The following is an 11,820-nucleotide window of genomic DNA, read 5'->3' as shown; positions in this document are numbered from 1 at the left end:
CGCTTACGATCGCCTGGACGAAGGTTGAATGAAACGCTTGAGCGCGGACAGGCCCAATGCGCCGCGCTGACCGGCAGCGGTCGGGCCGGCCAGTCGATCTGCAAGCGGCTCGAGTGCGCGCACATACGGATCGCGCTCGGCCGTGTCGACAATCAGCCGCCCCTGATTGGCCGCCTGGCCGATCGCCACGCGACGCGCAGGCAGCGTCGCCAGCAGTGAAATGCCGAGCCGGTCTGCGATCTGGGCGGGCGTCAGGCTCAGCGTCGCGTCGTACTGGTTGACGACGAGGCGAATCTTGCCGATATCGACACCCGCATCGCGCAGTCCTTCCAGCAGGTCGACCGCCGAGACGATCGATGCGATGCCCTGATCGCACACGAGCCACGCCTCATCGGCGACTGCCGTGATCTGGGCAACGAATTCGTGGTTCGTGAATCCGCCGAGATCGACGATCTGCTGATCGAAGAACGCGCGCAGCCGATTCAACAGGCCCACGCACGCGGCATACGATACATCGCGCAAATCGGCGAGATTGGGGGGCAGCGTGGTCAGCGCGACGCCGCTCGCGTGTCGCGTCAGCGCCGTATTGACGAACGTCCGGTCGATACGCCGCAGGTTGCGCACGGCCTCGACGAAATGGAATTCGCAGCGCGTGTTGAGGAACAGCGCGCTATCGCCCGCGGGAAGCCCGAGATCGACAAGCGCCGTCTGCCGCGCGTGGGGCGCGGCGACACCGAACGCGGGTGCGCCTGCGTCGGGGTCGCCCGCACCGGTGCGCTTGTGCAACCACACCGAGAGATTCGCGGCGAGCGTGCTGACGCCCATCCCCGCGCGGGCGCCGAGCAACGTCACGAGTTTGCCGTGGCGATTGGCCGGCTCCGTGCCGGTGTGCTCCAGCAAGCCCCGGGTGATTCGCAACGCGTCGTCGGCACTGCCGGTCACGTCGATGAAATCGCGTACGCCGGCCCGCAGTGCCGCAAGCGCGCTTTCCGGCTCGGTGAGCGTGCCGAGCGCGACGACCGGCAGGCCCGGGTGGGCAAGACGCACGGCGGCCGCGGCGGCGCTTGCCGCCGCGTGCGCGCGGGAAAAATCGATGAAGACGATCGCGGGATTGAGCCCCGCAATACGCTGGCTCAGCGCGCCCGGCTCGAGCGACAACGCTTCCACCGTGCCGGCCGACACGAGCGTCTCGCTCAGCCAGCGGGCATGCTCATCCTGCTGCGATGCGCACACGAAATAGTCGGTCACGGCAGGTTCAGCCAACGAAAGGGTTCTCGCGTTCATGTTGAACACCCCTGGTTACATATCGCGCGACATCTCGTCCCGCGTTCATTTCGAAAATCCGGGCGCTGCATCGGGTGATGCGATACCGCCAAGATACGACCGCCACACTGGGCCATCACGCTGTTCGGACAGCTCGCCCGGCGTAGTCGGCAACGGTGCACCCTTCGCAATCGGAGCAACGAGATGCGGCGTCACGATGATCACGAGTTCCTTGTCGTTCTGCTGATAGTTCAGCGATTTGAAGAAGGCGCCGATGATCGGCAGATCGCCCAGGACCGGCACCTTGTTGATGTTCGACAGCGTTTCGCGGTCGATCAGACCGCCGATCACGAAGCTTTCCCCGTCGCCGAGCTCGACCGTGGTATCCGCGCGGCGGGTCGTGATCGCCGGCACCGATACGCTGTTGATCGTGACGCCGTGCTGGAAATCGAGCTGGCTCGATTCCGGCGCCACCTTGAGTGCGATGCGGCGCTGGCTCAGCACGGTCGGCGTCAAAGTCAGGCCGACACCGTACTGCTTCCAGTCGATCGCCGTCGAGCCGAGTGCCTGCGGCACCGGCACGGGAATTTCGCCGCCGGCGAGAAAACTGGCGCTTTGCCCGGACAACGCCACCAGGGTCGGCTGTGCCAGCACACGGGCCAGGTTGTTCGCCTCGAGAATCGAAATATTGCCGAAGATGCCGCGCCCCGCCGAATTCACCACCAGATTGAATGCGGATGCGATAGGAATGCCGGCCGTCGCCTGGAACCCCGATGTCGCGCCGCCGGTGACCGACTGGAGACCGCCCGGCGAAAACGCGCCGAACGCGAATCCATTGCTCTGCTTGAAGAAATTCAGCCCCGCCTCCTTCAGCACCGAACGGCTGAATTCAACGACCCGTACATCGACTTGCACGACGCTCCGGTTACCGACCGTCGATGCATCGATCACCGCACCATCCTTGCCGCCCATCCGCTTGCCGATGGCAACTGCCCGTTCGTGCGCTTCGAGCGACCCCGCCGAACCCGACACGACGGCGGTGCCGCCGTACGCCTTCACACCCGGCCCCGCACCGTCCAGTACGGCCTGTGCCGCCGCATCGACGACATTGACGTTCCACACCGTCGGTTCATCGCGACCACGCTCCCACAGCATCACGTTCGTCGAACCCGGCGCCTTGGCAACCAGCAGCACGGTACCGGCGCGTCCGCCCTTCATGACCAGCACGTCGACGACCGACGGATCGCCCACCGCGATCCGCTGCAGCGTGCGGCCGGTAGCGATCTGTCGCTGCGAGCCGACCGCAAGATCGATCGACCCGTTTGTGCCGGCAGCCCCGGCCAACATGGCGAAGGTCATGGCCCAGATGGCAATCGCGTATGCAATCAGTTTTTTTGTCATTGTGTCGGAGACCGTCGTACGGCCTTCTCCCTTCCGTTGCTGCTGTCGATGACCGTGTTTAGGTTGTCAATAGGAGACCGTTTCGGCCCGCCCACCCCGAATCACTTCGATGCTGCTTCCGCTCCCACGGGCTACGACCGGCGCACGCGGCGGCGCCTGCACACGGGGCACATTGCGCGTACGCCCGCCCGACAGTTCTTCGAGCGACACGCCGGCGGCGGCTTGCCCGGAGGGCGTCAAGTCGCCGGCCGTGCGGATCGCGACCGTCTGTGCCGCGACCTCGTCGTCGCGCGGATTGCGCAGCGCGAGCGTCAGGCGGCCGCTTGCCTCGGCGAGCGTCAGCGCATCGACCTGTGCCGTCGGCACGGCGAGCACGGCGGTCCGTACCGCGCCGCTCGGCCCGCTGTTGCCATCACGCTCGGACGTCGCATCGCCGAACGACAGAACCCGCAGCTTCGACAGCAGCAGTCGCGCCTGTGAATTGGGAATCTCCGACCCGGCTTGCGGCATCCCCGAGCCATCGCGCCGCAAATTCAGGAACACGTCGACGAAATTGCCGGGCCGCAACCGGTTGCCGACCGCATTCGTTTCGTCGACCTTGATGGCCACTGCCCGCTCCCCGGGCGCCACCTGGTTGGCCAGCCCCGAAGTCAAGCCACCCTCCACGACCGGCGCGGCGGCAAGAATGTCGTTCGCAGGCACGCGACCGACAAGCAGCGACGGATCGCTGAACCCGCCGGTCGGCATCATGGGGGCGGAGGCAAGCTTCAGCGCATCGGCCTGAATAGGTTGACCGGCGGGCAACAAACGCGTCGCCACGACGACCGGTACCGTCTGCACCATCGCAACGGACGGCGCAGCGACCGGTGGATGGGCCGGGCCGCGGCCGAGCATCCACGCATAGATCCCGAGCAGCACGGCGATCGCGATCAGCAGCCCGGCGATGATCTTCGTCAAGTTGTTGCCCATGGTGAATGTTGAGTGCCGTAAATGTTGTTATGTCGAACTGCGAACGCCGCTTTGCGCTTGCCACCACGCCCCGCGCGACGTTCGCTTCATAAAATGGTCGCCGGATTGATCTGCACGGTTGCCGTGCCGGTCAACTGCGTCGGCGTAACGAGTCCGAGCAGGGGCAGCGACGGAACCAGCGGATTGGTCTTGTACGGATACGTCACCGTGACCGTCACGCAATACATCGTCGCGTCGTAACTGCATGCCCCCGACACCGGCGTCGGGATCTGAACGTTGGCCAACCATGACGTCAGCCCGACTGCCGTCGTCTGAGCTGCTTTCGCTCGGTCCGTCAGCGCCTGCGTCCCCGAACCGTTGGCCTCGTAAACGTAATTCAGCGCCGTGCGCGCCCCTTCGGTCGCCGCGAGCGTCAGCCCTTGCTGAACCGCGAAGATCAGCCCGAACGTCACGATCGCGTACATGATCAGGAAGAACAGTGGAAACACCAGCGCGAACTCGACCGCCGTCGCGCCCTGCTGACGCCGCCGCGACCGTGGCTGGCACTGTCGTTTCATTGCACACCCCCGGTAACGACGAGATAGGCCAGCCATATCGCTGCCGGAACAACGAGACAGGCTGCGTATGGCGTCGCCCGCCGCGCGCCGAGCGCCATCGTCGGCGAACCGCGCGACCACAGCGCGCCCAGCGGCGTATGCGTCAGCATCATCAGTGCGAGGACATGGACACCGGCCGCCAGACTGGCGACCACCCACAGCCACGGCAGGACCGACAAACCGCACCATGCGCCGAGGACCGCGAATACCTTCACGTCCGCCGCGCCCATGATGCGAAATGCAAAAAGCGGGAAAAAACTACCGAATCCGACCAGCATGCCGATCAATGCCTGTCCGGTTGAAATACCAAATGGATTTGCATTGGCCAATGGACTGGCAAGCGCCGCAACGAGCCCGACGACGACAAGCGAATTCCGGACAAGCCGAAATCGAATATCACCGGCGGCAACGAGCGTCGCCCAGGCAAAAAAAATGCTGGTGCAGAGAAGATGCGCCATATCGCAGCCGGCTGCGTAATTCGACGTAACGACGAGCGAGCCGCAACCGCGGCCCGCTCGCCACCCACCGAACTACGAAGGATCAGCCCCCCGGCAGCGAGGTGGCAATCGAAGAGAACAGAGCCGAGATTTTCGTGCCGATAGTCGTCACACTACCGATGATCAAGGCTGCAATCAGACCCGCAATCAGACCATACTCGATCGCGGTAACCCCGTCTTCTTCCTTAAGGAAGCGAATCATCATTGCTTTCATTTTATTCCTCGTGCCTGTATTTACGTTCTTTGGCCTTTTATACGTATACGTCCCCGCATATCTGGCCCTTGCCCCGCGTCGTTCGCCACATCTGCGTTAGCGTCGACCGGGTGCGCTTTCTTTATAGGTCGCCCCGAAGGGCATGTCTCACGATTTGATGCAAGTTAACATTCGCGATAGTGACCCTCCTCGAACGTTGTGTACCGAACCGTACATTTTCTTACATCTGCTCCGGATTCTATATCCGATCCTATTTAACTTCCAACCTCTTTTAACGGCATGGATCGAAAAAAATGACCAGGAGCACAACGTATTTGTACGGCGTTTCGGTACGTCTTACACATAGGATTTACGATAGGTTAGATGTGCACACCTAATCCACCAGTAAAACAATTGCCCTGTCCACCAAGCCCGCAGGGGCCCCACGTTACGTCGCACGCGTAACGCCAATGTTGTGACGTTACGTTACGAAACGGCCGAAACCGTTCTCATTCGTCTGCACTTAAACAGATTCAACAATCTTTCAATTTCCATAACTTCCTTTTCCGACAAGGAATTGCCTCGTTTAAAACCTGTCGTCGAACCGTCGGCCATCGAAATGGCACGACAGTTGCAGAGTAGTCCTCGCACCACTCAACACAACGAAGTTCACAAGACATTTTTAATGCGAGGATGAAATGGACATCAAGGTTATCCCCCATGGCGTGTTCCGGACGACTCTGATCGCGGCCACCGTTGCAGCCATGCTTTCCCTCTCCGCGTGCGGCGGCTCCGGTTCCATCAGCCAAGGCCTCGGCGGCGGCTCCAGCTCGGGCACCGGCGATGCGATCTCCACGTCGGGCGGCGGCGGCTCGGGCACGAGCGGCACCTCCGGCACCAGTGGTACGTCGGGCACGAGCGGAACCTCCGGCACCAGCGGCACCAGCGGCACCGGCACCTCGGGAACGAGCGGCACCAGCGGTACCTCGGGAACGAGCGGCACCTCCGGCACCTCGGGTGTGTCGTCGAACGCAGTGGGAACTGTCCTCGCAAGCGGCAGCAATATCGTCACGGGTGTCGGCGGGACCGTCTCGGGTCTCGGCACCGTCATCTCCGGCCAGTCACTGCCGGGCGTCAACCCGGCCACCACGCAAGCCGCGGGCGGCATCGTGCAAAGCGTAGGCGGTGCCGTTACCGCACTCGGCAACGGCCTCGGCAACGGTCTCGGCCAACTCGGCGCGACGAAGGATCCGATCGGCACCACGGTCGCCAGTACGGGCGGCGTGGTCAATCAGCTCGGCGGCGCAGTCACGCAGACGGGCAACCTGGTCACGAGCCTCGGCAGCGGCCCGCTGTCGCCGCTCGCACCAGTCACGGGCGCCGTCGGCGGCCTCGTGTCGACGCTCGGCGGCGCCGTATCGAACGGCGGCAACACACTCACCAACGTGCTGTCGACCGGCCCGATCCAGCAAGTCACGCAGACGGTCAGCTCGGCCATCACGCCGATCACGACGATGGTCGGCCAGACCACCCAGATGATCGGCACGGCGACCGGCCTCGGCGCGCCCGTCAACACGCTGCTCGGCACGATCGGCAATGGCCTGAACCAGGCCGGTGCGCTGCTCGCGTCGACGGGCGGCAACCCGGTCACGACGGGCCTCGGCAACACCGTCTCGTCGACCGGCAACACCGTGAAGGCCGTCGGCGGCCTGCTTACGGGCGGCACCGGTGGCGTGACCAACCCGCTCGCACCGCTCACGGGCCTCGTCTCGACCGTCACCGGCGCACTGGGTGGTGCAACGGGTGGCGGCAGCGGCCCGCTCGCTCCGGTCACCGGCCTCGTCTCCACCGTCACCGGCGCACTCGGCGGCGCAACGGGTGGCAGCGGCGGCCCGCTCGCCCCGGTCACCGGCCTCGTTTCCACCGTCACCGGCGCACTGGGTGGCGCAGCAGGTGGCGGCAGCGGCCCGCTCGCTCCGGTCACCGGCCTCGTCTCGACGGTCACCGGTGCACTGGGTGGCGCAGCAGGCGGCAGCGGCGGCCCGCTCGCCCCGGTCACCGGCCTCGTCTCGACGGTTACCGGCGCGCTTGGCGGTGCAACGGGCGGTACGAGCGGCGGCCCGCTCGCGCCGGTCACGGGTCTCCTCGGCGCAGTCACGGGCGCACTCGGCGGCGCGACGGGCGGCTCGGGCGGCAGCAGCCCGCTCGCTCCGGTGACGAACGTGGTGTCCACGGTCACCAGCGCGGTCGGCGCACCGGCATTGACCGGCGGCACGGGCGCCGTCACGAACTCGGGCTCGTCGTCGAATCCGCTCGCCCCCGTCACGTCGCTGATCGGCGGCCTGCTCGGCGGCACGCACGGCAAGTAAACCAAGATCCATTCATCGAAAAGACAGCGAGGAGTCCTTCATGTCCCAGCAACGTTCCCTCACGACGGCCGCCCTGCACCAGTGGCGCGTACCCCTCACCGCCTTCGCCGCAGCCTGCCTGCTGGCCGCCTGCGGCGGCGGCGGCGTCAGCTCGCCGCCGACCAGCAGCAACAACGGCCCGAGCAGCACGAGCGGCACGCCCAGCACGAGTGGCACCAGCGGCACGTCCACCGGCACGAAGGGTGTCGTCAGCACGGTCGGCCAGACGGCCACCGATCTCGGCAGCACGGTTGGCAACATCAGCCTGCCGGGCCTCGGCGACGGCGTGACGAAGGGTGTCGGCAGCACGCTCTCCAGCACCGGCACGATCGTCGGCGCCGCCGCCGATGCCGTGAGCAACGGGCTGGGGCAGATCGGCTCGACGAAGGATCCGGTCGGCACGACGGTTGCCGGCCTCGGCAATGTCGTCGGCGCGACGAGCAACACGGTGTCCGGCCTGAGCTCGACGGTCAAGGCGCTCGGCACGGGCCCGCTCGCGCCGCTCGCGCCGGTCACGACTCCGGTCGGCACCGTGCTCGACACGGTCGCCAACGGCCTGACGGCCGCCGGCACAACGATCGGTTCGACGCTGTCGTCGGGTGCCGTGCAACAGGTTACGCAGCCGCTCAGCTCGGCGATCACGCCGCTCGTGATCACCGCCGGCCAGGTCACGCAACAGGTCGGCACGACGACGGGCCTCGGTCAACCCGTCTCGGGCCTGCTCGGCCAGGTCGGCGGCGCGATCAGCTCGGCGGGCAAGCAAGTCGGCGGCACGTCGAGCCAGCCGCTCGTCGGCGACGTCGGTCAGCTCGTGACCGCGGTCGGCAATACCGTGACCAACGCGGGCGGCCTCGTCAACCCGAACGGTCCGAACGGCGTGGCACCGATCCCCGGCCTGATCACGAGCCTCGTCGGCGGCTCGACGGCTAACGTCCAGAACGGCACGTCGTCGGGTTCCGGCTCGACGAACCCGCTCGGCGGCCTGCTGTCGGGTCTCGGCTCGACGCCGCTCGGCTCGCTCACGGGCGCACTTGGCGGTGCCGCGGGCGGCTCGGGCAGCGGCCCGCTCGCACCGGTCACCGGCCTCGTCTCCACGGTTACCGGCGCACTGAGCGGCGCGGCCGGCGGCAGCGGCGGCCCGCTTGCCCCCGTCACGAATCTCGTGTCGACGGTCACCGGTACGCTCGGCGGCGCAACGGGCGGCGCAGGCAGTGCAAACCCTCTCGCGCCGGTCACCGGTTTGCTGAATACTGTCACGGGAGCAGTCGGCGGTGCAGCGGGATCCGGGGGTTCGAGCCCGCTCGCGCCGGTCACGTCGCTGATCGGCAGCGTCTCGGGTACGGCATCGTCGGGCGGCGGCTCGACAGGTCTGCTTGCGCCGGTAACGGGGTTGCTGGGCACGCTGGGTAGCGTTGGCAAGTAAGGAGGACGGTCGCGCCTCCGCAGCCGGAGCGGATGGCGCGGCCGTACCAATACATCCGGCATGGCGGCACGCGGCGCGCGACACCCTGGTGTCGCGCGCCCGCATTAGAAAGAAGACGAAAAGCAAGGCCTACGAGGAAGAACAATGAAATCCAGACTCGACAGATGGATGATGCTGCTCGCCATCGCGGCAGCAAGCACGGCACAAGCACAAACGCGCGTCGGAGGTAACCCGCTCGACTCCCTGCCCCAGATCAACGCGCCGAAAACCGGCCCGAACGTCACCGTGCAGGTCGCGCCCCAGGCACCGCAACTGCAGGAGCTGCTGTCGCGGCGCCTGACGCCGAAGACGTTCCAGGTCGAAGGCGTGAAGTCGGTGCCGTTCGACGAAATCTCGCGCCGCTTCACGCCCCTCGTCGGCAAGGACATCACGATCGGCGAGTTGATCGAAACCGCCAACGGCGTGACGAAGCTCTACCAGGATCGCGGCTACGCGCTGTCGTTCGCGTTCGTGCCCGCGCAGACGTTCGAGAACGGCGTCGTGCGCATCACGGTTGTCGAAGGCTACGTGTCGGACGTCAAGGTCACCGGCAAGCCCGGTGCGATGGAATCGAAGATTCGTGCGATCGCCGCGCATATCACGGCCGATCGCCCGCTGCGCCGCGCGACCTTCGAGCGCTACGTGAACACGTTCGGCCTGCTGCCCGGCCTCACGGTGAAAGCAAACGTGCCGCCGCCGCAAACCACCGATGGCGCCACGACACTCGAACTCGCGGTCGACCGCAAGCCGTTCAACGTCAGCACCGGTATCGACTTCAACCATCCGGGTGTCCAGGGACTCATCACCGCGACCGAAAACGGCCTCACGTCGTTCGGCGAGCAACTGAGCATCTCCGCGCTGGCGCCGCCGGGGCGCGACAAGCAAACCTACTTCGCATTCAGCGGTGCGGTACCCGTCGGCAGCAGCGGCCTGATCACGCGCCTCGACGCGAGCACCTATCGCGGCAAGCCGACCGACAACCCGGGGCTGCCGTCGTATGTCCAGCGTACGGTCAAGAACGAAAAGCTCGGTCTTTCGGCATCCTATCCGATACTGCTGAACAACCAGCGCAGCCTGCTCGGCACGGTATCGGGCTATGCGGCGCATAACGAGGACAATTACCAGAACCAGATCAACGGCGCGACGCTCGACAACCGGTCGCAGGTTCGCGTGCTGCAACTGCAACTCGACTACACGAACGTCCAGCCGAAACAGGTGCGGAAGCTGAGCGTCAACGTCGCCAAGGCGTTCGACATCCTCGGCGCATCGAAATCTCAAATCGGCACGAACGGCGGCACCACGACGACCTATGCCGACCCGACATCGCTGACCTTCGTGCGCACCGGCGCGACCTTCACGCAAACCAACGAATGGCCGTTCCGGATCGGCACGTCGGTTTCGCTGACCGGGCAATACAGCCCCGATTCGCTGCCGACGTCCGAGCAGATCTCGTTCGGCTCGACGCGCTACGCGCTCGGCTACCAGCCCGGCGAAGCATCGGGCGACTCGGGATGGGGGATGTCGCTGGAGGTCAACCGCGGCTTCACGCCGGGCTGGACATACATGAAATCCGTCACGCCGTACATCGCGTATGACATGGCGCGCGTGTATCTGCACGCGGGCACGCCGTCGCCGAGCCGCATGTCGTCGGTCGGCATCGGCGTGCGGTTCACCGACAGCCGTTTCTACAGTCTCGACCTGAACGTCGCGAAACCCGTCGGCGATGCGCCCGTCGAAAGCGCATCGCGCAGCCCGCGCATCAACGCAGCATTCTCGTATCAGCTCAACTGATCGTTCACCAAACAGCCCGCGTCACGCGGGCTGTTTCGATTAGAGTCCCCTCTATAAAACTTGGCGCGCGGTTTCACGTATTCTGGCGAAGCTCGCAACATGCCCGCCCCATGCAGACGGTCGTGCGGGCGCATCGAACACGACATGCAAAATCAAGGAGGATGACAATGATTCAACTGACCCGCCCGTTGCGCGCGATGGCTATCGCCGGCGCATTGCTCGCCTGTGCTGCCCACGCATTCGCACAAGCCGACAGCCCGATCGGCATGTGGCAGACGATCGACGACAACACGGGCAAGCCGAAGGCACTCGTGCAGATCGCCGACGAAGGCGACGGTGCGTTGTCGGGCAAGGTCGTCAAGGGCCTCGGCGCGAACGATACGCCCGATCGCCGCTGCACTGCCTGCTCGGACGAGCGCAAGGATCAGCTCATCAAGGGCATGACGATCATCAAGGCGATGAAGAAGGACGGCGATCACTGGGATGGCGGCAACATTCTCGACCCGGAAAACGGCAAGGTCTACAAGTGCAAGATGACGCTTGAAGATGGCGGCCAGAAACTCGTCGTGCGCGGTTACATCGGCGTGTCGCTGCTCGGTCGATCGCAGACCTGGGTTCGCCAGCAATAACGCGGCATGCGCTGAAACGCGCGGCGCAATGAAAAAATCGGCCTGCGACGAAGTCGTCAGGCCGATTTTCTTTGGGTGCGTGCGCAGCAGAAACCGACAGGCATCACGCCGCGTGCTTCATCGTGTCCGACGCATAACCACCCGGTGTGCGATATGCGGGTGCCGCGTTGCTACGCGCCTCTGCCGCCTTCGATTGCGTGTGCTTGCGCATCCGTGCGGACAACTCGTTGCACAGATTCATGCCTGCGTCGCCATAGAGTTCACGCATGATATTCATCAACGTGCCCGTCTCGTGCCAGACCTTGAAGCGGCGATGGCACGTCTGATACGAAGGGTAACGGCGTGGCATGGCCGACCACGTTGCGCCGCTGTAGATCACCCATAGCACGCCGTTCAGAACGGCACGCGTATTGGCTAACGGCCGGCCGCGCAACTCGGTGCGCGGCTGCATTTCGGGCAGAAGCGGCACGACGCAGCGCCACTCGTGGTCGGTCAAATCGCGATACGGTGTCATGGACATCTCCAGCCTTGGTAACCATGACACAACGATATCGGCTCACCTCAACGATGAATATAAGACAAATCCGAAAATACCCCGAGATTCCGAGTAT

The 11,820-nt window shown here is 65.1% G+C and carries 11 protein-coding genes; 4 read left to right on the top strand and 7 right to left on the bottom strand.

What is annotated here, in order from left to right:
* Positions 1–3: 3 nt before the first annotated feature.
* The 6 genes from H3H55_RS08030 to H3H55_RS08005 all read right to left on the bottom strand — a co-directional run bounded on the left by H3H55_RS08030 (position 4) and on the right by H3H55_RS08005 (position 4,940).
* Positions 4–1,284, bottom strand: a complete 1,281-nt coding sequence (locus H3H55_RS08030; RefSeq protein WP_193098240.1) for a fimbrial protein — start codon at positions 1,282–1,284, stop codon at positions 4–6.
* A gap of 45 nt (positions 1,285–1,329) precedes the next feature.
* Entirely contained in the window at positions 1,330–2,664 is a 1,335-nt protein-coding gene (locus H3H55_RS08025; protein ID WP_193098239.1) for a type II and III secretion system protein family protein, read from the bottom strand.
* A gap of 66 nt (positions 2,665–2,730) precedes the next feature.
* Positions 2,731–3,633 (bottom strand): Flp pilus assembly protein CpaB, encoded by a 903-nt coding sequence (gene cpaB, locus H3H55_RS08020; RefSeq protein WP_193098238.1) that lies wholly within the window; start codon positions 3,631–3,633, stop codon positions 2,731–2,733.
* Between the two features lie 86 nt (positions 3,634–3,719).
* Positions 3,720–4,190: a TadE/TadG family type IV pilus assembly protein gene (locus tag H3H55_RS08015; protein ID WP_193098237.1), complete on the bottom strand. Its 471-nt coding sequence runs from the start codon at positions 4,188–4,190 to the stop codon at positions 3,720–3,722.
* On the bottom strand, positions 4,187–4,687 hold the full coding sequence (locus H3H55_RS08010) for a prepilin peptidase (RefSeq protein ID WP_193098236.1): 501 nt from the start codon (positions 4,685–4,687) through the stop codon (positions 4,187–4,189). The genes H3H55_RS08015 and H3H55_RS08010 overlap by 4 nt, the downstream gene beginning before the upstream one ends.
* A gap of 82 nt (positions 4,688–4,769) precedes the next feature.
* Positions 4,770–4,940 carry a Flp family type IVb pilin gene (locus tag H3H55_RS08005; protein ID WP_193098235.1) on the bottom strand — a complete coding sequence of 57 codons (171 nt, stop codon included), beginning with the start codon at positions 4,938–4,940 and terminating at the stop codon, positions 4,770–4,772.
* Between the two features lie 677 nt (positions 4,941–5,617).
* Here H3H55_RS08005 and H3H55_RS08000 point away from each other — a divergent pair.
* The 4 genes from H3H55_RS08000 (at position 5,618) to H3H55_RS07985 (ending at position 11,209) form a co-directional block, all read left to right on the top strand.
* Positions 5,618–7,288 (top strand): collagen-like triple helix repeat-containing protein, encoded by a 1,671-nt coding sequence (locus H3H55_RS08000; RefSeq protein WP_193098234.1) that lies wholly within the window; start codon positions 5,618–5,620, stop codon positions 7,286–7,288.
* 40 nt (positions 7,289–7,328) lie between these two features.
* On the top strand, positions 7,329–8,750 hold the full coding sequence (locus H3H55_RS07995; RefSeq protein ID WP_193098233.1) for a collagen-like triple helix repeat-containing protein: 1,422 nt from the start codon (positions 7,329–7,331) through the stop codon (positions 8,748–8,750).
* 144 nt (positions 8,751–8,894) lie between these two features.
* Positions 8,895–10,580, top strand: coding sequence for a ShlB/FhaC/HecB family hemolysin secretion/activation protein (locus H3H55_RS07990; protein WP_048244010.1), 1,686 nt, complete (start codon positions 8,895–8,897; stop codon positions 10,578–10,580).
* A 167-nt stretch (positions 10,581–10,747) separates the two neighbouring features.
* Complete coding sequence (locus tag H3H55_RS07985) at positions 10,748–11,209, top strand: DUF2147 domain-containing protein (protein WP_193098232.1); 462 nt, start codon at positions 10,748–10,750, stop codon at positions 11,207–11,209.
* Positions 11,210–11,312: 103 nt separating this feature from the next.
* On the opposite strand, the gene H3H55_RS07980 is transcribed toward H3H55_RS07985, so the two are convergent.
* Positions 11,313–11,723 carry a transposase gene (locus tag H3H55_RS07980; RefSeq protein ID WP_193098231.1) on the bottom strand — a complete coding sequence of 137 codons (411 nt, stop codon included), beginning with the start codon at positions 11,721–11,723 and terminating at the stop codon, positions 11,313–11,315.
* Positions 11,724–11,820: the final 97 nt, after the last annotated feature.

This window comes from Burkholderia sp. Z1 (assembly GCF_014893795.1).
In the GTDB taxonomy this organism is placed as follows: domain Bacteria; phylum Pseudomonadota; class Gammaproteobacteria; order Burkholderiales; family Burkholderiaceae; genus Burkholderia; species Burkholderia theae.
Note: the sequence above shows the minus strand (reverse complement) of the source record. Positions and strands in the feature narration are given on the sequence as shown.